This window comes from Variovorax boronicumulans (genome assembly GCF_009811375.1).
Lineage (GTDB): Bacteria > Pseudomonadota > Gammaproteobacteria > Burkholderiales > Burkholderiaceae_C > Variovorax > Variovorax boronicumulans.
Map to the genome: position 1 here is coordinate 4100017 of NZ_BKDH01000001.1, position 22210 is coordinate 4122226.

Below are 22210 nucleotides of genomic sequence, written 5' to 3' on the forward strand. Positions count from 1 at the left end.
GTCGTGAGAGGCCACCGCTCAGGCCACGCCGCCATTGGCCCGCAGCACCTGCCCGTTGACCCATCCCGCGTCCGGCCCCGCCAGGAACGACACCACCGAGGCGATGTCTTCCGGCTGGCCCAGGCGCTGCAGCGGTGGCATCTGGGCGAAGGCCTGGATCTGCTCGTCGGTCTTGCCGTCCAGGAACAGCGAGGTCGCGACCGGCCCCGGCGCCACGGCATTCACCGTGATGCGTCGGCCGCGCAGTTCCTTGGCGAAGACGTGCGTGAAGGCCTCGACCGCCGCCTTGGTGGCGTTGTAGATCGCGTAGCCGGGCATGTGCAGCGCCAGCGTGGTGCTCGAGAAGTTGACGATGCGGCCGCCCTCGGCGAGCCGGGTCGCGGCCTCGCGCAGGGTGTTGAAGGTGCCGCGCACGTTGATGTCGAAGGTGTGGTCGTACAGCGCGTCGCTGTGCGCGGCCAGCGGCGCGGTCTGGAGCACGCCGGCGTTGTTGACCAGCACGTCGACCGGGCCGAGCTGCGCTTCGACGGTGTCGAACATCGCGCGCACCGCGTCGGCGTTCGCCACATCGGCCTGTACCGCGAGGGCGCGGGCGCCGGTAGCCTTCAGTTCGGCGACCAGCGCTTCGGCCGGCGCAGCGCCTGCAGCGTAGTTGACGGCAATGGCGAAACCGTCGGCAGCGAGCCGGCGGGCGATGGCGGCGCCGATGCCGCGCGAGGCGCCGGTGACGAGGGCGACGCGGGTGGGCAGCGAAGCAGAAGTGGCGGTGGTGTTCATGGCGCGATTCCTTGGGGTGGTGAGTGAATGAAGCGAATGGTCAGCCATTCCACCCAAAAGATAATCAGAGAAAATTCGTCAATAAAATTCCATTTACTTAAACAATAGGCACGAAGGGCAACCCCATGGACCGCTTCCAGGAAATGCAGGCCTTCGTGCGCATCGCCGAGCGCCAGAGCTTCACGCAGGCCTCGGACGACCTGCAGATTCCGCGCGCCACCCTCACCACGCTGATCCAGCGGCTCGAATCGCGCCTGGGCGCCCGGCTGCTCGAGCGCACCACGCGCACGGTGCGCCTCACGCAGGACGGCGAGGCCCACTACCAGCGCTGCGTGCGGCTGCTGGCGGACGTGGAAGAGGCCGAGGGCGCGTTCACCCATGCGGCGCCCCAGGGCCTGCTGCGCGTGAACTTGCAGGGCACGCTGGCGCGGCACTTCGTGGTGCCGGCGCTGCCCGCCTTCCTCGCCCGCCATCCGGGCCTGCAGCTGCACATCGGCGAGGACGACCGGCTGGTCGACCTGGTGCGCGAAGGCGTCGACTGCGTGCTGCGCGCCGGCCCGCTGCAAGACTCGTCGCTGGTCGCGCAGCGCGTGGCGCTGCTGCCGCAGGTGACGGTCGCGAGCCCCGGCTACCTCGCGGCGCACGGCGAGCCCGTCGACCTGGCCGCGCTGGCCTCGCACCGGGCGGTGCACTACGTGTCGAGCAGCACGGGCAAGGCGCTGCCGCTCGAGTTCACGGTCGACGGTCAGGTGCGGCCCGTGCAACTGGCCGCCACCGTGTCAGTCACAGGCGCTGACCTGTACACGGGCGCCGCCGTCGTGGGCCTCGGGCTGGTGCAGGTGCCGCGCTACCGCGTGGCGGCCGAGCTGGCGGACGGTCGCCTGCAGGCGGTGCTGCCGGGCTTTGCGCCGCCGCCGATGCCGGTCTCGGTGCTGTATCCGCAGAACCGGCAGCTGTCGTCGCGGGTGCGGGTGTTCACGCAGTGGCTGCGCGGTCTCTTCGCAGAAGACACCGCACACCCCTGAGCACGACTCAAGGCGCCTTGTACGACTTGGTGCTGTACAGCTCGACCGGGAGCTTCTGCAACAGCGACAGGCCCGAGCCGACGTCCTTCGGCTTGGACTCGATGTAGTTGAAGAACACGTCGGCATCGAGCACGCCGATGTCCAGGCGCCGCGCGGCGGGCACGGCGGCCAGCGTCTTGTAGCCGTCGCCGCCGCTGGCGTTGAAGCTCAGCACGAACAGCTTGTAGGTCTTGTCCAGGTCGAGCGGGCCCCACACGCCGGTGCCGGGCGCGCGCACCTCGATGTTGCTGGCGCGCTGGCCGTTGGCCTGCGTGGCGTCGACGTCGAAGCGCAGGCCGCCGGTGTACGGATACGGGCCGGTGGAACCGCCCGGGCCGTACACGGCCTGCAGGCCGTCTTCGAGCATGCCCTTGACCTCGCGGCCGGTGACGTCGAGGCGGAACAGCATGTTGCCGAAGGGCAGCACCTGGATCACGCTCGCCGCGGTGACGTTGCCCGGCACCAGCGGAATGCGCGCGCCGCCGCCGCTTTGCAGCGAGATGTCGGCGCCGCCGTACTTGCTGTGGCCGATCTCCAGGTAGGCCTGCGCCGCCATCTGCTGGATGTCGCCGCCGCGCAGGCTCACGCTGCCCAGCGCGTTGCACGAGACGCTGGAACGCGAGTAGTCGACGGTGCCCACGCCGCCGGGCACGCGGCGCGAGCACAGCTCTTCGGTCACGGTGGCCACCAGCGTGGTGTTGAACACCGCCACCTTGTCCTTGAAGGGCTGCAGCACGGCGGTGGCCGTGGCGTCGGGTGCGGTCATGCGCAGGAAGCCGCTGGCCGCCACGTCGGCCAGGATGGCGCTGCGCTGGTTGGCATCGACGGGCTGCTTGCCGAGGCGGAAGTCGTCGCCGATCAGCACGTGCGGCGTGCCGCTGCAGGCCGTGACGTCGCCCTTGTCGTCGAAGCTCACCTTCAGCTCGCCCACCACCTGGCTGTACTCCCAGGCGTGGACCAGGCAGACCTTCTTGCCGTCCTTGTCGGTCAGGGCCGTGGGGTAGGCGCCGGCTGGCGAACCCACGCCGTAGCGGGTGAGCGCGTCGGGGCCGATGAGCGTGTGCGAATCGCCGCCCACCACGACGTCGACGCCGCTCAGGCGCGACGCCACCTGCTTGTCGTACTCATAGCCGATGTGGCTCATGACGACGATCTTGTTCACGCCCTGCGCACGCAGCAGGTCGATCTCGCGCTGGGCGGCAACGGTCTCGTCCTCAAAGGTGGTGTCGGGGTCGGGGCTCGACGACGCCTTGGTCTTGCCCGCGATGGTCAGGCCGACCAGGCCGATCTTCTCGCCACTGCGTTCGAGCACCGTGGAGCGCTTCACGTAGCCGGGCGCCTTCGACGGGTGCAGCGCCGAGTTGGCGCCGAAGTTCACGTTGGCGCTGAGCACCGGCGTCTGGCAGCTGCCCTTGCGCAGCAGGTCGAGAAAGCCTTTCAGGCCGGTGTCACCCTTGTCGAACTCGTGGTTGCCCAGCGTGAAGGCGTCGAAGCACACGGTGTTCATCAGCGCCGCATCGGCCTCGCCGTCGGCGCCCGCGCGGTTGAAGTACAGGGTGCCGGTGAGCGCGTCGCCGGCGTGCAGCTTCAGCACGTTCGGCGACTGGGCAGCCAGCGCCTGGATCGCCGCGGTGACGCGCGGAAAGCCTGCCGCATTGACCGTGACCGCCACCGGCGCGCCACCGCCCGCGTTGAGCTGCAGCGTCTTGTCCTTGGCTTCGAGGTTGGAGTGGTGGTCGTCGATGTGCAGGATCGTGAGGTCGATCGCCTTGCCCTGTGGCGCCGGTGCAGGCGCAGGTGCCGGCGGCGCCACGGCGATCGGCGGGAACGCGACACCGCCGCCTCCACCGCCACCGCATGCGGCCATCACGCAGGCTGCAATCACCGTGGCAGCTGCTCCCACGACCCGTCGACTGTTGGTCATCACCATCTCGCACTCCGCTCCTGTTGATCGAGCGGGGATGCTGGCAACGGCGCATGACGTGTCCATGAAAGCACCTCATCGGGTGCGGGGTGAGGCGACTTACGCGTTCTGACCGAGTGCTTCAGCGTGGCCTCGCGCGGACGCATCGCCGCGCAGGAATGCGAACACCACCACCGCCGTCAGCACCGTCACCCCAGCCAGCACGCACAGCAGCGTCGCGAACGCGGCGCCATACGCATGCAGCAGCGCCGCGCGATCCATGCCCGGCAGCAAAGCCAGCGCCTGCGCCATGTCGCCCGTCGCCACGCGCTGCGCCGCCCGCGACACCGCCACGGACGAAGGCGACGACGACGCCTTCAGCTGCAGCGCCACGAGCGCCGTGAGCCCCGCCCCCACCAGCGCCAGCGCGATGCCCTCCCCCGCGACGCGCACGGTGTTGAAGATGCCCGACGCCATGCCTGCCCGCTCGCGCGGCACCACGCTCACGGCCAGGCCGTCCATCAGACCCCACGGCAGGCCGATGCCCGCGCCGATCAGCAGCAGCGGACCCACGAGGCCGTGCAAAGGCGTGCCCGGCGCGCAGCGGGCGAGCCACACGAGCCCCGCCGCGCACACCAGCAACCCCACGGCCGAGATCACGCCCGCCGAGAAGCGGTGCGCGAGCCACGCGGCCAGCGTCGGCACCACGAGGATCGGCCCCGACAGCGCGAACATGAAGCCGCCCGCCTCCAGCGCGCTGCGCCCTTCGAGCCCGATGAAGCGGATCGGCAACAGCACCAGCAGCACGACAAAGCCGTAGGCCGGCGCCGCGGCCAGCAGTTGCACGCCGACGAAGCGCGGAAAGCGGAACAGCGACAGATCGAGCATCGGATGCGCCACGCGCCGCTCGATGGCGATGAAGGCCGCGCCCATGGCCAGCGCGCCGGCCAGCGCCGCGAGCACCCACGGGCTGCCCCAGCCGCTGTCGGGCGCCTGCAGCACGCCCAGCGTGAGCAGGCTCAGCGCGGCCGTGAAGCTCAGCGTGCCGGGCACGTCGAGCCCCATCGCCTGCGGGTTGCGCGACTCGCGCATGCGCGGCGCGGCCAGGCACAGCGCGACGAGGCTCACGGCGCCGGGGCTCAGCATCACGGCGTGCCAGCCGACGGTGTCGGCCAGCCAGCCCGAGAGGATCGATCCGCACGACAGCCCCACGCCGAACGAGGTGCCGATGAGGCTGAACGCCCGCAGCCGCGCCGGCCCGTCGAACAGCTGCGCCAACGCCGCCGTGCCGGCCGCGAAGGCCGCCGCCGAACCCAGCCCCTGCACGGCGCGTGCGAGGTCGAAGGCGACGATGCCCGGCGCCAGCGTCAGCAGCGCGCTGCTCAACGCCACCACCGCCAGGCCCAGCAGGAAGACGCGCTTGCGCCCGTAGGCATCGGCCAGCGCGCCGGCCGCCATCAGCGTGGCGCCGAAGCTCAGCATGAAGGCGTTGGTGACCCAGTTGAGTTGCACCGGCGTGCCGCCCAGCGCGTCACGGATCGCGGGCAGCACCACGGCCGGGCCGGTGAAGCTCAGCGGCATGCCGAGCGCGGCCAGGCAGACGGCGGCGAGCAGCCAGGCCTTGTGGGAATCGGGGGAGGACATCGGGAGGGCTTTCACGCGGGAGAAGGAAAAGGGAAATGCGTGAAGCGAAGATAAAAAGGATTCAATGAAACGAAAATGGGCCCTCAGCTCCTCACACTGCCAACCCCAGGTTGCCAATCAAGCCCATGGACAGCTTCAGCGGACTCGAATCCTTCGTGCGGGCGGCCGACCTGCAGAGCTTTGCGCGGGCGGGCCGCGACCTGGGCATCTCGGCCTCGGCCGTGGGCAAAAACGTCGCGCGGCTCGAGGCGCAGATGGGCGTGCGCCTGTTCCACCGCACCACGCGGCAGGTGCGGCTCACAGCCGAGGGCGCGATGTTCCATGAGCGCTGCCGCCGCATCCTCGACGAGCTCGGCGATGCGCGCGCCATGCTGCAGGACGCCGTCGCCACGCCGCGCGGCCGCCTGCGCGTGAGCCTGCCGACCATCGGCTACCGCTTTCTGCTGCCGATCCTGCCGGCGTTCAAGACGCGCTTTCCCGAAATCGAACTCGACCTCGACTTCAACGACCGGCTGGTCGACGTGGTGGCCGAGGGTGTCGACGTGGCCATCCGCAGCGGCGAGCTGGTCGATTCACAACTCGTGGCGCGCCGCCTCGGCCCGTTCAGCTTCGTGCTCGCGGCCTCGCCGGCCTACCTGGCACAACACGGCGTGCCGCAGGTGCCGGCCGACCTCGCCCGTCACCGCTGCCTGCGCTACAAGTTCGTGACCGGCGGAAAGATCGAGGACTGGGACCTGCCCGGCCTGCCGCCCCAGCTGCCGCCGGGCCTGGTCTGCAACAACATGGAAGCCATGCTGGGCGCCGCCGTTGCGGGCCTGGGCATTGCGTACATGCCCGACTTCCTGGCGCGCGACGCGCTGCGCCGCGGCGAGCTGCAGCGCGTGCTGGCCGCGCACCTCGTGCGGCAGGGACAGTTCTCGGCGCTGTGGCCGTCGAGCCGGCAGCTGTCGCCGAAGGTGCGGGCGTTTGTGGACTTTGCGAGCGAACACATGTTCACTGCGACCGCCGACGAAGAAGAGAAAGACAACCGCCCGCCGCGCCGCTGAACGGCGGGCGGGGCGGGTGCGTCAGGCCGCGACCGCGAGGTCGGGCGCTTCGACCGGCTGCGGGGCTGGCGCAGCCGCCACGGGGGCTGGCTGCGGTTGCACCGGCGCAGCCGTGCGGCCCCACAGTGCCGCCAGTGTGTCCAGCGGGAACAGCGTGCGCGCATCCTCCGGCGTCGCCGCGCGCACCGTGGTGCCCGCCACGTCGTCGATGTGGGCCGCGCGCACGGCGTCGGGCCGGTGCGCCGGCACCATGAACGGCGAGTGCGTGGTGTAGAGGATCTGGTGGCCGAAGTCGTTCTCCAGGTGCGCGAGCAGGTCGGCCTGCGAGCGCGCGTGCAGGTGCAGCCCGGGCTCGTCGAGCAGCAGCACGACCTCACCGGATGCAACACCCCGGGTGCCGGCGAAGAACGCGATGTAGAACGAGAAGAACCATTGAAAGCCGCGGCTGCGCTCGTCGAGGTTCACTTCGACCTCGTAAGCGCCGTTCGGGTCCGACACCAGCGTCTCCAGGTGCTGCCCGTCGAGGTTGAAGCGGATCTTGAGCGGGCGGTCCTTCCACAGCCGACGGATCTCGGCGGTCACGACGGCACCGGCCCGGTTCACCAGTTGGTTGCGCGTCGCCAGGTCGTTCTTCGCCAGCAGGTCCTGCAGCTGCTGCGGGTCGAGCCCCGCCACCTGGCACAGCTTTTCGAAATTGCGTTCGCCCGCCGTGCGCTCGCCCCAGCCCTTGCGCGTGAGGTACTCGGCGATGTTCTGGCGGCCGGGCAGCGAGGCGTAGTCCTCGACGTAGATGAAGCGCGGCAGTTTCTCCAGCACCCAGGCGCGGGCGCGGGCCAGCGCGGGCTGGTCGTTGTCGATCGTGCGCGCCAGTTCCTCGAGCTCGGTCAGCATCTGCGCCTGCTTGTCGGCGATCTCGGCGCCGGCCGTGGCCAGCGCCTGGCGCAGCGCCTGCAGTGCCAGCAGCGCGCCGGCCGACCACTTGACGAAGTCGGGGCTCGGGATCATGGCGGCGTCGAAGGCGTCGGCCTCCTGCTCGAGCGCTGCCTTCAGCTCGTCGACGACCTTCTCGGCCGCGGCCTTCACGGCGGGCACGATCTTGCGCACCTTGGCTTTGATGTCGCTCACGTCGATCGACAGCGGGCCCAGGCCCTCGAAGCCGGTCGTGCGCGTGGCGCCGTAGCCGCGCCCCGCCGTCACCTGGCGCACGCCGGCCGCGCGCGGCAGGATGGCGGCGAGCGCCAGCTGTTCGGAGGCGTCCAGGTCCCAGCGCGTGTGCACCACCGGGGTGTCGTCGGTGCATTCGTCCAGGCGGCGGTGCCGCGGAAAGTCCTTGATGGGGCTGAGTGCCGTGAGCCCGTCGGTCGGGTTCAGGCTGTGCAACGCGCGCAGCAGGTTCGACTTGCCGCTGTCATTTCGGCCGAGGATCGCTGTGATCTGGGAGGAATCGATGGAGCCGCTGTCGTGGATCGAGCGATAGTTGGTGATCTGGAATGACGCCAAGCGCATGCAGGAATTTCTCTTCTGAATTGAATACGGGGCCGGGGAATGTATTGCATCCCCGGCCCCGTCCTGCCGATCGCGGAAGAAAAAAACTGTACGGGCCTGCGCAGCCCTACTCGGCCGCGCGGCGCAGCGTGTCGACCACCGGCCGGCGCAACACATCGCGCAGGCCCCACCACCCCGCCGCCAGCGCGAGCACCGCGCCGGCCAGCGCGCCGGCCACCGGCACGAGCGGCGACGCGGTCCAGGTGAACTCGAACACGTAGCGCGCCAGCCCCCAGCCGATCACCGAGGCCACGATGCTCGCCAGGAAGCCCGCCAGCAGGCCGACGCCCACCAGCTCGGCGCGCTGCACCTGCCGCAGCAGGCTGGCGCGTGCGCCCACCGCGCGCATCACGGCGAACTCGCGCGCACGCTCCTCGCGCGTGGCGGTGACGGCGGCGAACAGCACCACGAGCCCGGCCGCCAGCGTGAAGCCGAACAGGAATTCGACCGCGCGCACCACCTGGTCGAGCACGCGCTGCACCTGGTTGATGGTGGCGCTCATGTCGACGTTGGTCACGTTGGGGAAGCTGCGCACCAGCGCGTTGTCGAAGCCGCGCGTCTCGGGCGCGCGGAAGGCGCCCATGTAGGTCACGGGCACGTCGGCCAGCGAGGCCACGGTGTACATCACGAAGAAGTTGGCGTGCAGCGAGCCCCAGTCGACCTTGCGCAGCGAGGTGATGCGCGCGTCGTTCTGCATGCCGCCGATGTCGAAGCGCAGGGTGTCGCCCAGCTTCAGGCCCAGCGTCTGGGCCAGGCCTTCTTCCACGCTCACCTCGTTCTTCGCCTCGGGCGTCCAGGCGCCGGCGGTGACGCTGTTGTGCGCGGGCGCCTCGGTGCTGTTGCTCAGGTTGAACTCGCGGTCGACCAGGCGCTTGGCGCGGTCCTCGGTGTAGTCGTCGGGCGTCACGGGCTTGTCGTTGATCGCCACCAGCCGGCCGCGGATCATCGGGTACCAGTCGAACTTGGCGACGCCCGCATCGCGCAGCGTCTTCTGGAACGCCTCGCTCTGCTCGGGCATCACGTTGATGACGAAGCGGTTGGGCGCGTCGGGCGGCGTAGCCTTGCGCCAGCTCGCCACGAGGTCGGTGCGCAGCAGCACCAGCAACACCAGCGCCAGCAGGCCCACGGCCAGCGCGCTCACCTGCACCACGGCGTAGGCCGGCCGCGCCGAGATCTGCCGCGTGGCCAGCACCAGCCAGCGCGGCGCGGTGGTCTCGCTGACGCTGCGGCGCAGCACCTTCACGGCCAGCCAGCTCAGCAGCGCGAACACGGCCACGGCGCCGGCAAAGCCGCCGACCGCAATGAGGCCCAGCTTGAGGTCGCTGCTGGCCGCCATCAGCAGCGCCGCGAAGCCCGCCACGCCGATGCCGAGCACGGCGAGCGATGCGGGCTTGAGCCCGCCCACGTCACGCCGGATCACGCGCAGCGGCGGCACGCGCGCCAGCTGCAGCACCGGCGGCAGGCCGAAGGCGAACAGCAGCGTGAGCCCCATGCCCAAGCCGAAGGCCACGGGCCACAGCGTGGCGGCGGGCAAGGCGGTCTCGACCAGTCCGGCCAGCAGCAGCACGAACACATAGTGCACAGCGAAGCCGATGGCCACGCCGATCGCGCTGGCCACGGTGCCGATCACGGCGAACTCGAAGGCGTAGGCCGCGGCGATGGTTCGCTGGCCCTGGCCCAGCACGCGCAGCATGGCGCAGTCGTCCAGGTGGCTGGCCGCGAAGCCGCGCGCGGCCAGCGCCACGGCCACGGCCGACAGCAGCGCCGCGAGCAGCGCGACGAGGCTCAGGAATTTCTCGGCGCGGTCCAGCGTCTGGCGCATCTCGGGCCGGCCGCCCTCGAAGGAATCGAGCCGCACGCCGCGCAGCTCGCCCTTCTTGATGGTGGCGTCGGCCCATTCGGTGAAGCGCTTCACGGCGGCGTCGTCGCCCGCCACGGCGTAGCGGTAGCCCACGCGGCTGGCCGGCTGCACGAGGCCGGTGCGCGCCACGTCGGCCTGGTTGAGCATCACGCGCGGCGAAAAACTCATGAAGCCCGCGCCCCGGTCGGGCTCCAGCGTGATCACGCGGCCCACGCGCAGGCCGGTATCGCCCAGCAGCAGCGTGTCGCCAACCTTCAGGCCCAGCGAGTCGAGCAGCGAGGCATCGACCCAGACCTCGCCCGACGCCGGCACGTCGCGCGTCACCGCGCCCGCGCCCTCGGCCGTGGTGGCCGTCTGCAGGTTGCCGCGCAGCGGGTAGCCCGGCGTCACGGCCTTCAGGGCCACGAGCTTGCTGGCGCCGCCCTGGGCGTCCTCGGCCCGCGCCATGGTGGGAAAGCCGAAGGTGCCGGTGCCCGCAAGGCCCAGCGACTTCGCCTGTGCAATGAAAGTTTCGGGCGTCGGGTTGTCGCTCACGACCACCGCGTCGCCGCCCAGCAGCTGGCGCGCGTCGCGCTGCAGCCCGCCCTGCAATCGGTCGGCGAAGAAGCCGACCGCCGTGAGCGCGGCCACGGCCAGCACCACGGCCACGATCAAGAGGCGCAGCTCGCCGGCGCGCAGGTCGCGCCAGAGCGTGCGCCAGCCAAGGCGAAGGGAAGCGTTCATGGCGCGAACGATAGCCGACGCCTACCGGCACCGGCGGACTCAAGGGTTATTGAATGAAAGGGCCGCCAGGTGTTGCCCGCTGCGCGGACCTGTCGCACGATGCGAAAAAGAAACGAAGGAGCGCGTGTCGATGACGACCCCACCCGCCCGGCGGCGCCCCGGCTCAGGGCAACACGACGAGGCCCGGCGCGCCAGCTTCCACGCGGCCGATGACCGCCGCCTGCCCGAAGCCTTCGTTGCGGAAGATCTCCAGCACCGCCTCGACCGCCTCGGGCGCGCAGCTCACGAGCAGGCCGCCCGAGGTCTGCGGATCGGTCATGAGCGCCTGCGCGGTGGCCGGCAGGCCCTCGTGCAGTTGCACATCAGCGCCGTAACCCGCCCAGTTGCGGCCCGACGCGCCGGTGACCAGCCCGCCGCCGGCCATGGCGATCACGTTGTCGAGCAGCGGCACGCGCGACCATTCGACCACCGCCGCGAGCCCCGCGCCGCGCGCGAGCTCGAGCGCGTGGCCGGCCAGGCCGAAGCCGGTGACGTCGGTCAGCGCATGCACGCCGTCGAGCGCCGACAGCGCGATGCCGGGCGTGTTGAGCTTGGTGGTGTTCTCGATCAGCTGGCGGTAGCCGGCCTCGGACAGCTGCTGCTTCTTGAGCGCCGCCGACAGCACGCCCACGCCCAGCGGCTTGCCCAGCACCAGCACGTCGCCCGCCTGCGCGTCGGCGTTGCGCCGCACGCGCTTGGGGTGCACCAGCCCCATCGCGACCAGCCCGTAGATCGGCTCGACCGAATCGATGGTGTGGCCGCCCGCAATGGGAATGCCGGCCGCGCGGCACACGTCCTGCCCGCCGCGCACGATCTCGGCGATGACCTCCACCGGCAGCTGGTTGATCGGCATGGCGACCAGCGCCAGCGCCATGATCGGGCGCCCGCCCATCGCGTAGACGTCGCTGATCGCGTTGGTCGCGGCGATGCGGCCGAACTCGTAGGGGTCGTCCACGATGGGCATGAAGAAATCGGTGGTGGCGATCAGCGCCTGCTCGTCGTTGAGCCGGTAGACTGCCGCGTCGTCGGCGGTCTCGATGCCGACCATGAGCTCGGGCGGAATCAGCCCGCCCGCATGGTTCTTGAGGATCTGCGACAGCACGCCCGGCGCGATCTTGCAGCCGCAGCCGCCCCCATGCGAGAAGCTGGTGAGCCGCAGCGGCGCCAACGGATTCAGGAGCTTGGAAGGTGCGGCTTCGATCATGGCGGCAGGTCGGTCGAATGGAACAAGCCGCGATTATCGAAGCCTGCACCGCCGTCTGCCCGAGTGCCCCGACACACCCTTTTCTTTTTCCACTGAACGCGTCATCACATCATGCAAACGAAACAAACCGTGTCCCGGCTCGCGCTCGCGCTGGCCCTGTCCCTCACCGCCGTGGGCGCCTTCGCCCAGGGCGTGCTGCGCGTGTCGGCCATTCCCGACGAGGCGCCCACCGAGCTGCAGCGCAAGTTCACGCCGCTGGGCGACTACCTGAAGAAGGAAACCGGCATGGACGTGCAGTTCACGCCCGTGACCGACTACGCCGCCGTGGTCGAGGGCCTGGCGACGAACAAGATCGACCTGGCCTGGCTGGGCGGCTTCACCTTCGTGCAGGCGCGCATCCGCACCAGCGGCGGCGCGGTGCCGATCGTGCAGCGCGCGGAAGACGAGGTGTTCACCAGCAAGTTCATCGTGCCGATCGACAGCCCCGCCAAGACCCTGGCCGACCTGAAGGGCAAGACCTTCGCCTTCGGCGCGCCCTCGTCCACCTCGGGCAGCCTGATGCCGCGCTACTTCCTGCTGCAGGCGGGCATCAACCCCGAGAAGGACTTCAAGACCGTCGCGTTCTCGGGCGCGCACGACGCCACCGTGGCCTTCGTGGCGGCCTCGCGCGCCGAAGCGGGCGTGCTCAACGCCTCGGTGTGGGACAAGCTGGTCGAGGCCAGGAACCCCAACGCCGCCAAGGTGCGCGTGCTGGCCACCACGCCGACCTACTACGACTACAACTGGACCGTGCGCCCGGGCCTGGACGCCGCCGTGACGAAGAAGCTGACCGACGCTTTCCTGAAGCTGGACCCGGCCAACCCGGCGCACAAGGAGATCATGGCGCTGCAGCGCGCGAGCAAGTTCATTTCCACCAAGTCGTCGAACTACGACGGCATCGAGACGGCGGGCAAGTCGGCCGGCCTCATCAAGTGAGCGGAATGCGCGGATGAGTTTTTCGCTCGACAGCGCGGGCGTGGTGCACCCCAACGGCCAGCGCGCGCTGGCCGGCGTGACGCTGGCCGCGCGCGATGGCGAGCGCATCGCCGTCATCGGGCCCTCGGGCGCGGGCAAGACCACGCTGCTGCGCGTGCTCGGCGCGGCGCTGCGGCCCGGCGAAGGCCAGGTGCAGGCGCTGGGCCAGCACCCGTGGCGGCTGCCGGCGCGTGCGCTCAAGCAGCTGCGCGCACGCATCGGCACCGTGCACCAGGCGCCGCCGATCACGCCGCGCCTGCGCGTGGTCACGGCCGTGCTCGCGGGCCGGCTCGGCCAGTGGTCGGTGGCGCGCGCGCTGGGTTCGCTTTTCTATCCGTCCGACATCGCGGGCGCGCACGCGGCGCTGGCCCGGCTCGCGCTCGAAGACCGGCTGTTCGACCGCTGCGACCGCCTCTCGGGCGGCCAGTTGCAGCGCGTGGGCATCGCACGCGTGCTGTACCAGCGCCCGGCGCTGCTGCTGGCGGACGAGCCGGTGTCGGCGCTCGACCCCACGCTGGCGCACGCGGCCGTGGGCCAGCTGGTGGCGCAGAGCGAATCGACGGGCGCCACGCTGGTCGCGTCGCTGCACGCGGTCGACCTGGCGCTGCGCTGGTTTCCGCGCATCGTGGGCATGCGCGACGGGCAGGTCGCCTTCGACCTGCCGGCCGCGCAGGTGACGCCGGCGCTGCTCGAGGCGCTCTATGCGAGCGAAGGCGGCGTGGCGACGCAAGGGCCCCTGCCGGTCGCACCGGTGGCCGGTACCACCGAACCGGCCTTCCATCGGCCGGACTGCCCGTGACGGCGACACTCGCCCGCCCCGCCCTGCGCGATCCGCACGCGGGCCGCCGCCTGGCCGCCTGGCTCGCGGCGCTGGTCATTGCGTGGCCGGTGCTCGCGCTCTCCGAATTCAAACCCTGGGCGCTGTTCGGCAGCGGCAACCTCGCGGTCATCGGCGGCTTTCTTGCGGGCTTCTTTCCGCCCGACAGCTCGCCGGCCTTTCTCGCCTTGCTCGCCAAGGCCACGCTCGAGACCCTGGCCATGGCCACGGCCGGCACCGCCATGGCGCTGCTGATCGGCGCGCCGCTGGGCTTCGTGACCACGCGCGCGCTCTCCATCTCGCGCATCGGGCCCGGCCCCGGCCGCGTGCAGGCCGGCGTCGTCCGCCAAGCAGCGCGCTGGCTGCTGATGGTGCTGCGCGCCATTCCCGAGATCGTGTGGGCGCTGCTGTTCGTGCGCGCGCTCGGGCTCGGCCCCGCGGCCGGCGTGCTGGCGCTGGCCATCACCTACGGCGGCATGCTCGGCAAGGTCTACGCCGAGATCCTCGAATCGACCGACACGCGCCCCGCGCGCGCGCTGCTCGAAAGCGGCAGCGGCCGGCTCGCGGCGCTGTGCTACGGCCTGCTGCCGCACACCGCGCAGGAGCTGGCCTCGTACACCGTGTACCGCTGGGAATGCGCGGTGCGCGCCTCGGTGGTGATGGGCTTCGTGGGCGCGGGCGGCCTCGGGCAGCTGATGGACCAGTCGATGAAGATGCTCAACGGCGGCGAGGCCAGCAGCATCCTGCTGGTGTTTCTCGCGCTCGTGCTGCTGGCCGACATGCTGAGCAACGCGCTGCGAAAGCTCCTGGCATGACCGCGCTGCCGCCACGCCCTCCCCTGTGCCTGCGCTGCTGGCTCGCCGTCGCGCTGATCGCCGCGGCCGTGGTCGCGAGCTTCGTCTACCTGGGCATCGACTACGGCGCGCTGGGCTCGGCCGAATCGCTCCGGCTGATGGGCAAGTTCATCGCCGAGTTCTTCCCGCCCGATGTGTCGCCCGAGTTCCTGGCCAAGGTCGGCCACGGCGCGCTGCAGACACTGGCCGTGTCGGCGCTGGGCACCGTGCTGGCCGCCGTGGCGGGCGCCGTGCTCGCGCTGCCGGCCTCGGGCCGCATCGGCGCGCCGCTGCGCCATGGCGCACGCTTCGTGCTCAACTTCTTGCGCAGCGTGCCCGAGCTGGTGTGGGCCGCGCTGATGGTGCTGGCCGCCGGCATCGGGCCGTTCGCGGGCGCGCTGGCGCTGTCGCTGCACACGACCGGCGTGCTCGGCCGTCTCTTTGCCGAAGCGCTGGAGAACGCACCGCGCGAGCCCGAGCAGGCGCTGGCGCTCTCGGGCGCCGGCCCGGTCGCCGCCTTCAGCTACGCCAGCCTGCCGATCGTGCTGCCGCAGTGGGTGGCCTACACGCTCTACCGCTGGGAAATGAACATCCGCATGGCCGCGGTGCTGGGCTTCGTGGGCGGCGGCGGGTTGGGCCAGCTGCTGTACTTCCACCTGTCGATCTTCCAGCAGCAGCAGGCGATGACGGTGCTGATCGCGATGTTCGTGCTGGTCACCTTTGTCGACTTGGCGAGTGCTCGCTTGCGAAAAGGCTTAGGTCCGGCCTACGCCTGAGTGGCCGACAATCGGGGCATGAGGTCCCTTCAGCCATGAGTCATCGCCAGCCCGTCCGGGTGGCCGACCGCCACGCCTTCGATTCGATCATCGACGCCCGCTCGCCCGCCGAGTTCGCGCTCGACCACATCCCCGGCGCCATCAACTGCCCGGTGCTCAACGACGAGGAGCGCCACATCGTCGGCACGGTCTACGTGCAGACCGGCGCCTTCGAGGCGCGCCGCATCGGCGGTGCCATGGTCGCGGCCAACATCGCGACGCACCTGCGCGACACGCTGGCCGACCGGCCCGAGAAGTGGAAGCCTCTGGTCTACTGCTGGCGCGGCGGCATGCGCAGCGGCTCGATGGTCACCTGGCTGCGGCTCGTGGGCTGGGACGCGCAGCAGCTCGCGGGCGGCTACAAGAGCTTTCGCCGCCACGTGATCTCGCAGCTCGACGCGCTGACGCCGCAGCTCGACCTGCGCGTGGTCTGCGGCGCCACCGGCAGCGCCAAGACGCGCGTGCTGCACGCGCTGGCCGAACGCGGCGCGCAGGTGCTCGACCTGGAAGCCTTCGCCAACCACAAGGGCTCGCTGCTCGGCGCGCTGCCGGGCGTGCCGCAGCCCTCGCAAAAGCAGTTCGAGACGCGCATCGCGACCGTGCTCGAAGCCATCGACCTCTCGCGCCCGCTGTATGTCGAGGGCGAGAGCGTGCGCATCGGGCGGCTGTCGCTGCCGCTGTCGCTGGTGGCGCAGATGCGCGCCGCGCCGTGCATCGAGGTGGAGGCCACGCCCGAGGCGCGGCTGGCCTACCTGCTGCGCGACTACGCCTATCTGGGCGACGACCGCGCGGCGCTCGCCGAGAAGATGGGCGTGCTCAAGGAACTGCAGGGCAAGGAGACGGTGACGCGCTGGCAGCAGTGGGCGCACGAGGCCGACCTGCCGCACCTGTTCGCCGAACTCATGTCCTTGCACTACGACCCGCACTACCAGAAGTCGCAGGAGACGCACTTCCGTGCCTGGGCGAAGCGCCAGCGCGTGGGGGCGACCGACCTGTCGGATCAGGGCATCGAGGCCGTGGCCGACGCGGTGCTGGCGCTCGGCGACCCAAGCCCGTCGGCGTAAAGCACGCCGCGCGGCGCGCGGCACAGCCCCCAGAAACGCAGCCCGCTGAGCTCGGCCATGCGCACGCCCATCGCGGTCGGCGCCGAGATGGTCGCCATCGCCGCGATGCCCAGGCGCGCGCACTTGCGCACCAGCTCGTGGCTGCCGCGGCTGGACATCAGCACGAAGCCGGGCTCCTGCAGCCGATTCGCACGCGCCAGCGCGCCGAGCAGCTTGTCGAGCGCGTTGTGGCGGCCGACGTCTTCCATGAGATCCGTGAGTTCGCCGTCGATCGTGGCCCAGGCCGCCGCGTGGATCGCGCCGGCTTCGGCATTGAGCACCTGGCGCGGCGGCATGGCGGCGAAGGCGCGCAGCACGGTGGCCAGGTCGATGCGTTCGATCCAGTCGCGCGGCGGCACGCGCTGCGGCGACAAGTCGAGCCCCGCGAAGCTTTCGACACCGCACACGCCGCAGCCGGTGCGGCCCGCGAGGCTGCGGCGCCGGTCCTTCAGGCGTTCGAAGCTGCGCGTGGACACTTCGAGCTGCACCTCGATGCCGGGCATGCCTTCGGGCAGGCCCGCATCGAGGGCCCCGACCGTTCGCACGTCGATGCCGCGGCAATCGGCGGCGCTGTCGAGGATGCCCTCGCTGAGTGCAAAGCCCAGCGCGAAGGCCTCGAGGTCTTGCGGCGTGGCCATCATCACCGCGTGCGAGACGCCGTTGAACACCAGCGCCACCGGCACCTCGGCGGCCAGCGTGTCGTCGCGCACCACGCCCTCGGGCGCGAGGCCGCGCTCGCCGAAGACGTGCACGGCATGCCGAGCGAGGGGCGGCAGGGCGTCGGATTCGGGGGTGTCTGTCATGGCCGCGGCCATTGTCCGCTCAGCCGCGGTTTTCGTCAGCCGGCAGGCTGTCGACCACCGCACGTCCGGCGTCGGTGAGGTGCGCGACCCAGCGATCGTCCAGCTGCACCACGCGCACCCAGCCCGGTCCGCGCACGCCGCCCAATGCGGCATCGCCCATCAGCGTGAGCTGGCGCATGACCACGCTCGCGCCCTGCCCCAGCCGCTTGCCCAGGCGCGGCAGCGACATGCCGCCCTCGCCGGGCGCTTCGGCGAGCGCGCGCAGGATCGCGATGGAAAAGGCGTCGGCGTCGAACCCTGAATCGCTCATGCCGCCACGGCGTCGGCCTCCGCCGCGACCGGCGCCACATGCAGCGACAGCACCACGGGAATCGACTTGGAGGTCGGCGTGCCCGCGTTCTCGGCCACCGACGACAGCGGCACCAGCGGGTTCGTCTCGGGGTAGTAGGCCGCGAGGTTGCCGCGCGGGATGTCGTAGGCCACCAGCTTGAAACGGTCGGCGCGACGCTCCTGCCCATCGCTCCACACGGTCTGGATGTCGACCCAATCGCCGTCCTTCATGCCGAGCTGGCGGATGTCGTCTTTGTGGATGAACACCACGCGGCGCTGGCCGAACACACCGCGGTAGCGGTCGTCCATGCCGTAGATGGTGGTGTTGTACTGGTCGTGCGAGCGCGTGGTGAGCAGCGTGAACACCAGCGTGTCGCGCTGCGACGCGAAGCGCGCGCGGGCCCGGTGGGCGTGCGTGTCCAGCGGCACGGCGTGCGTGAAGAACACGGCCTTCTTCGACGCGGTGGCCCACACGCGCTCGCTCGCCGTGTTGCGCAGGCGGAAGCCGCCGGGGTGCGCCACGCGCGCGTTGAAGTCCTTGAAGTCGTCGAACACGGCTTCGATCTTGTCGCGGATGCGGGCGTAGTCTTCGACGAGCCAGAGCCACGGTGTCTTGCTGCGCGCGCCGATGGTGGCCGCGGCCAGGCGCGCGACGATGGCCGGCTCGGACAGCAGATGCTCCGACGCGGGCGGGTTGATGCCCATCGAGATGTGGACCATGCTCATCGAGTCCTCGACCGTCACGCCCTGCGGGCCGTTCGCCTGCATGTCGATCTCGGTGCGGCCCAGGCACGGCAGGATGAGCGCCTCGCGTCCGTGGATGATGTGACTGCGGTTGAGCTTGGTGGTCACGTGCACCGTGAGGTCGCACTGCTGCAGCGCCTTCCAGGTCTGGTAGGTGTCGGGCGTGGCCGCAGCGAAGTTGCCGCCCAGCGCGAAGAACACCTTGCCCTTGCCGTCGAGCATGAGCTGGATCGCTTCGACCGTGTCCACGCCGTTCTGGCGTGGTGGCTCGAAGCCGAACACCTGCTGCAGCCGATCGAGCAGCGCGGCCGGCGGCTTTTCCCAGATGCCCATGGTGCGGTCGCCCTGCACGTTGCTGTGGCCGCGCACCGGGCAGGCGCCCGCGCCTTCGCGGCCCATGTGGCCGCACAGCATGAGCCAGTTGCCGATCATCTGGATCGTGGCCACCGAATGCTGGTGCTGCGTGATGCCCATGCCCCAGCAGGCGATGACCCGCTTGGCGCCCAGGTACACATCGGCCGCCGCGCGGATCTGCGCTTCGCTCAGGCCCGACTCCTGCACCAGCAGCGGCCACGATTCGGCGCGCAGGTCGTCGGCCAGCGCCTCGAAACCGAGGGTGTGCTCGGCGATGAATGCGTGGTCGAGCACCGAGGGCTCGCCGCGCGCCACCGCCGCGTCTTCGCGTTCGATGACGTGCTTCATCATCCCCTTCACCGCCGCGAAGTCGCCGCCCACGCGCAGCTGGAAGTAATGCGTGCTGATCGGCGTGGAGCCCAGCGTGGCCATCTCCAGCTTGTCCTGCGGATCGGCAAAGCGCTCCAGCCCGCGCTCGCGCAGCGGGTTGAAGCTCACGATGCGCGCGCCGCGCTTGGACGCCGCGCGCAGTTCGCCGAGCATGCGCGGGTGGTTGGTGCCCGGGTTCTGGCCGAAGATGAAGATCGCGTCGGCCTTCTCGAAGTCTTCCAGCGTGACCGTGCCCTTGCCCACGCCCAGCTGCGGGCGCATGCCGCTGCCGCTGGGTTCGTGACACATGTTCGAGCAGTCGGGAAAATTGTTGGTGCCGTACTCGCGCACGAACAGCTGGTACAGGAAGGCCGCTTCGTTGCTCGCGCGGCCCGAGGTGTAGAAGATGGCCTGGTTCGGGTCGGGCAGCGCGTTCAGGTGCTGCGCAATGCGCGCGAAGGCGTCGTCCCAGTCGATGGGCACGTACCTGTCGCTGGCCGCGTCGTAGGCCATGGGGTGCGTGAGGCGGCCCTGGTCTTCGAGCCAGAAATCGCTCTGCTGCGCCAGCTCGGCCACGGTGTGCTTCGCGAACAGCTCCGGGCCGGCGCGGCGCGCGGTGGCCTCGGCGGCCACGGCCTTCACGCCGTTCTCGCAGAACTCGAAGGTCGAGGCATGGTTGCGGTCGGGCCAGGCGCAGCCGGGGCAGTCGAAACCGTCGGGCTGGTTGGCCGAGAGCAGCGTCTTCGCACCCTTGACTGGAATGTCCTGCCGCAGCAGCGCATTGGTCACGCTGCGCAACGCGCCCCAGCCACCGGCGGGGCCCTTGTAAAACTCGATCTTCTGCTCGCTCATGGCGGCAGTGTTGGCCTGCGGGGGCGTGGCGTCAAATTGAATCGCGACATGCGGCGATTCAAAATGGAAATGACGAAGGGAGAAAACGGCGATCAGGCCTCGCGCGCGCCACCCATCAGCAAACCCCGCAGCTTGCTGCGCAGCGGAGTCTCCTCGACCTCCTGCACCCCGGCAATCTCGCGCAGCGCAAAGTCGCGGCTGTCGGCGTTGTGCAGGTCGATCTCCCGCACCACCTGCCCGTCCTTGTAGACAAAGGCCACGTCGGCCAGGGCGAGCACGTCCTCGATGTCGTGCGTGATCATCAGCACCGGAATGCCCCATTGCTTGCGCACCTGCGCGAGCTCGTTGCGCAGCTCGGCGCGCAGCATGGGGTTGAGCGCGGCAAAGGGTTCGTCGAGCAGCAGCACCTGCGGCTCGCAGGCCAGCGCGCGCGCCAGGGCCACGCGCTGCTGCTGGCCGCCCGAGAGTTTCTGCGGCCGGCTGTCGGCCAGCGCGGCGAGGCCGAAGCTGGCCAGCAGCGCCTGCACGCGCTCGGCGTCGCGCGCCGGCAGCGTGCGGCGGTGCCATGCGGTGAGCCCGAACGCCACGTTCTCGCGCACCGTGAGGTGCGGGAACAGCGCGTAGTTCTGGAACAGGTAGCCGATGCGGCGCGCCGGCGCGGGCACGTCGATGCGCTGCGCGGCGTCGTACAGCGTGCGGCCATCGAGCCGCACATGGCCCGCCGACGGATGCAGCAGGCCGGCGATGGCCTGCAGGGTCAGCGACTTGCCGGCCCCCGAGGGGCCGTAAAGCGCAGCGAAGGGAACGTCGGTCTGGAAGCGCACGGCGAGGTCGAAGCGCCGGGCCCCGTCCTTCACCGTGAGCTGCAGATCGACATCGATCATGGCTTGCCGAAACCGTAGCGCGTGAGCACTTCCTGGGCCGCAGGCGTCGACAGGAAGGCGATGAAGTCGCCCGCCAGCGCTTTCTGCTTGCTCTCGGCCACCACGGCGATCGGGTAGGTCACGGGCGTGTGGCCGGTGGGCGTGAAGGCGACCTTGACCTTGTCGCCAGCCACGGCCGCGTCGGTGCGGTAGACGAAACCGGCCTCGACCTCGCCACGGCTCACGTAGTCGAGCACCTGGCGCACGCTGTCGGCCTGCACGAACTTGGGTTCGAGCACGGTCCAGAGCTTGGCGTTGTCCAGCACCTGCTTGGTGTAGCGGCCGACCGGCACGGTGGCGGTCTTGCCGACGGCGATCTTCTTCACGCTGGCGGCGCTCAGGTCCTGCAGCGACTTCAGGCCGACGGCGCCCTGCGCAGGCTCCACCAGCACGAGGCTGTTGGTGACGAAGTCCTTGCGGGTGGCGGTGTCGATGAGCTTCTGGTCGTTGCCGCGGTTCATCGTCTCCTGGTCGGCGCTGGCGAACACGTCGACCGGCGCGCCCTGCCCGATCTGCTGCAGCAGCACGCCCGAGGCGGCGAAGTTGAAGCGCACGGTGCTGCCGGCCTTGGCGGCTTCGAACTTGGGACCGATTTCCTTGAACGCATCGGTCAGGCTCGCGGCGGCGGACACGGTGATCTGCTGCGCGACGGCCGCAAGCGGCAGGGCCAGGGCAAGCACGACGGACAAAAGACGCAACGGACGCATGGGCACAGTCTCCTGGAAAAAGGGGGAATCAACGAAGCGAAAAGAAGCGGTTCGACACCACCAGCACGGCGATCGACAGCACCGACGTGACGACCACCAGCAGCAGCGCCAGGTCGTCGTGGCCGGCCTGCACGGCGTCGTAGATGGCCATCGACAGGGTCTGGGTCTGCTTGGGAATGGAGCCGGCCACCATCAGCGAAGCGCCGAACTCGCCCATGGCGCGCGCGAACGCGAGCAGCGTGCCGGCCAGGATGCCGGGCCAGGCCAGCGGCAGCGTGACGCGCAAGAACACCGAGAACGGCGACTGGCGCAAGGTGCTCGCGGCGGCCTCGAGCGAGCGGTCGACGTTCGAGAACGCCGCGCTGGCCGACTTGAGCACCAGCGGCAACGCGACCACGGCCGACGCCACCACGGCGCCGTGCCAGCTGAAGATGATGGTGTAGTCGAAGTGCTCGCGCAGCCAGGCGCCGAGCGGGCTGCGGCGCCCCGCCGCCACCAGGATGGCGTAGCCGATCACCGTGGGCGGCAGCACCAGCGGCAGCATGAACACGGCCTCGAGCACGCCCGAGCCGGTGAACTGCTTGCGCGCGAACACCCAGCCCAGCGCCACGCCCGCGACCAGCGCCAGCAAGGTCGCGACCGCCGCGACCTGCAGCGACAGGACCAGCGGCGACCAGTCGGTGGTGGCGATGAGCGAAGAGGTGGTCGTCGTGTTCATTGAGATACGGCGTAATTGTTAC

The 22210-nt window shown here is 70.5% G+C and carries 19 protein-coding genes; 7 read left to right on the forward strand and 12 right to left on the reverse strand.

Annotated elements, in window-relative coordinates; translation table 11 throughout:
- Nucleotides 1-18: 18 nt before the first annotated feature.
- Nucleotides 19-777 (reverse strand): SDR family oxidoreductase, encoded by a 759-nt coding sequence (locus VHAB30_RS18885; RefSeq protein ID WP_159278121.1) that lies wholly within the window; start codon nucleotides 775-777, stop codon nucleotides 19-21.
- A 125-nt stretch (nucleotides 778-902) separates the two neighbouring features.
- Here VHAB30_RS18885 and VHAB30_RS18890 point away from each other — a divergent pair, with 125 nt between their 5' ends.
- Nucleotides 903-1802, forward strand: a complete 900-nt coding sequence (locus VHAB30_RS18890) for a LysR family transcriptional regulator (RefSeq protein WP_159278122.1) — start codon at nucleotides 903-905, stop codon at nucleotides 1800-1802.
- Between the two features lie 7 nt (nucleotides 1803-1809).
- Here the strand turns inward: VHAB30_RS18890 and VHAB30_RS18895 are convergent, their stop codons facing one another.
- Both VHAB30_RS18895 and VHAB30_RS18900 read right to left on the reverse strand, forming a co-directional pair.
- On the reverse strand, nucleotides 1810-3765 hold the full coding sequence (locus VHAB30_RS18895; protein WP_159278123.1) for a bifunctional metallophosphatase/5'-nucleotidase: 1956 nt from the start codon (nucleotides 3763-3765) through the stop codon (nucleotides 1810-1812).
- A 99-nt stretch (nucleotides 3766-3864) separates the two neighbouring features.
- Nucleotides 3865-5388, reverse strand: coding sequence for an MFS transporter (locus VHAB30_RS18900; protein WP_159278124.1), 1524 nt, complete (start codon nucleotides 5386-5388; stop codon nucleotides 3865-3867).
- Nucleotides 5389-5513: 125 nt separating this feature from the next.
- Here VHAB30_RS18900 and VHAB30_RS18905 point away from each other — a divergent pair, with 125 nt between their 5' ends.
- Nucleotides 5514-6434 (forward strand): LysR family transcriptional regulator, encoded by a 921-nt coding sequence (locus tag VHAB30_RS18905; RefSeq protein ID WP_159278384.1) that lies wholly within the window; start codon nucleotides 5514-5516, stop codon nucleotides 6432-6434.
- A 21-nt stretch (nucleotides 6435-6455) separates the two neighbouring features.
- Here the strand turns inward: VHAB30_RS18905 and VHAB30_RS18910 are convergent, their stop codons facing one another.
- From VHAB30_RS18910 to selD, 3 genes are all read right to left on the reverse strand, one after another.
- Entirely contained in the window at nucleotides 6456-7940 is a 1485-nt protein-coding gene (locus tag VHAB30_RS18910) for an AAA family ATPase (protein ID WP_159278125.1), read from the reverse strand.
- 106 nt (nucleotides 7941-8046) lie between these two features.
- Nucleotides 8047-10563, reverse strand: a complete 2517-nt coding sequence (locus tag VHAB30_RS18915) for an ABC transporter permease (protein WP_159278126.1) — start codon at nucleotides 10561-10563, stop codon at nucleotides 8047-8049.
- A 163-nt stretch (nucleotides 10564-10726) separates the two neighbouring features.
- Nucleotides 10727-11806: a selenide, water dikinase SelD gene (gene selD / locus VHAB30_RS18920; protein WP_062469051.1), complete on the reverse strand. Its 1080-nt coding sequence runs from the start codon at nucleotides 11804-11806 to the stop codon at nucleotides 10727-10729.
- A 111-nt stretch (nucleotides 11807-11917) separates the two neighbouring features.
- On the opposite strand from selD, the gene VHAB30_RS18925 reads away from it, so the two are divergent.
- From VHAB30_RS18925 to mnmH, 5 genes are read left to right on the forward strand one after another with little or no spacing between them, the layout of a single operon-like run.
- A complete protein-coding gene (locus tag VHAB30_RS18925; RefSeq protein WP_159278127.1) occupies nucleotides 11918-12781 on the forward strand; it encodes a putative selenate ABC transporter substrate-binding protein in 864 nt (287 codons plus the stop codon).
- A 13-nt stretch (nucleotides 12782-12794) separates the two neighbouring features.
- Nucleotides 12795-13619: a phosphonate ABC transporter ATP-binding protein gene (locus tag VHAB30_RS18930; protein ID WP_159278128.1), complete on the forward strand. Its 825-nt coding sequence runs from the start codon at nucleotides 12795-12797 to the stop codon at nucleotides 13617-13619.
- On the forward strand, nucleotides 13616-14452 hold the full coding sequence (locus tag VHAB30_RS18935; RefSeq protein WP_159278129.1) for a PhnE/PtxC family ABC transporter permease: 837 nt from the start codon (nucleotides 13616-13618) through the stop codon (nucleotides 14450-14452). Before VHAB30_RS18930 ends, VHAB30_RS18935 begins: the two co-directional genes overlap by 4 nt.
- Nucleotides 14449-15246: a phosphonate ABC transporter, permease protein PhnE gene (phnE, locus tag VHAB30_RS18940; RefSeq protein WP_159278130.1), complete on the forward strand. Its 798-nt coding sequence runs from the start codon at nucleotides 14449-14451 to the stop codon at nucleotides 15244-15246. The genes VHAB30_RS18935 and phnE overlap by 4 nt, the downstream gene beginning before the upstream one ends.
- A 35-nt stretch (nucleotides 15247-15281) precedes the next feature.
- On the forward strand, nucleotides 15282-16349 hold the full coding sequence (gene mnmH, locus VHAB30_RS18945; RefSeq protein ID WP_159278131.1) for a tRNA 2-selenouridine(34) synthase MnmH: 1068 nt from the start codon (nucleotides 15282-15284) through the stop codon (nucleotides 16347-16349).
- Here mnmH and fdhD read toward each other — a convergent pair.
- From fdhD to modB, 6 genes are all read right to left on the reverse strand, one after another.
- Nucleotides 16286-17191: a formate dehydrogenase accessory sulfurtransferase FdhD gene (gene fdhD, locus VHAB30_RS18950; protein WP_159278132.1), complete on the reverse strand. Its 906-nt coding sequence runs from the start codon at nucleotides 17189-17191 to the stop codon at nucleotides 16286-16288. The two genes, mnmH and fdhD, sit on opposite strands and share 64 nt — an antisense overlap.
- 19 nt (nucleotides 17192-17210) lie before the next feature.
- Nucleotides 17211-17501 (reverse strand): hypothetical protein, encoded by a 291-nt coding sequence (locus tag VHAB30_RS18955; RefSeq protein WP_139700239.1) that lies wholly within the window; start codon nucleotides 17499-17501, stop codon nucleotides 17211-17213.
- Nucleotides 17498-19840, reverse strand: a complete 2343-nt coding sequence (locus VHAB30_RS18960; protein ID WP_159278133.1) for an FdhF/YdeP family oxidoreductase — start codon at nucleotides 19838-19840, stop codon at nucleotides 17498-17500. The genes VHAB30_RS18955 and VHAB30_RS18960 overlap by 4 nt, the downstream gene beginning before the upstream one ends.
- Before the next feature lie 92 nt (nucleotides 19841-19932).
- Complete coding sequence (locus VHAB30_RS18965) at nucleotides 19933-20724, reverse strand: ABC transporter ATP-binding protein (RefSeq protein WP_095949325.1); 792 nt, start codon at nucleotides 20722-20724, stop codon at nucleotides 19933-19935.
- Nucleotides 20721-21470 (reverse strand): molybdate ABC transporter substrate-binding protein, encoded by a 750-nt coding sequence (gene modA / locus VHAB30_RS18970; RefSeq protein ID WP_159278134.1) that lies wholly within the window; start codon nucleotides 21468-21470, stop codon nucleotides 20721-20723. Before modA ends, VHAB30_RS18965 begins: the two co-directional genes overlap by 4 nt.
- Before the next feature lie 28 nt (nucleotides 21471-21498).
- A complete protein-coding gene (gene modB / locus VHAB30_RS18975; RefSeq protein WP_070061481.1) occupies nucleotides 21499-22188 on the reverse strand; it encodes a molybdate ABC transporter permease subunit in 690 nt (229 codons plus the stop codon).
- Nucleotides 22189-22210 lie beyond the last annotated feature (22 nt).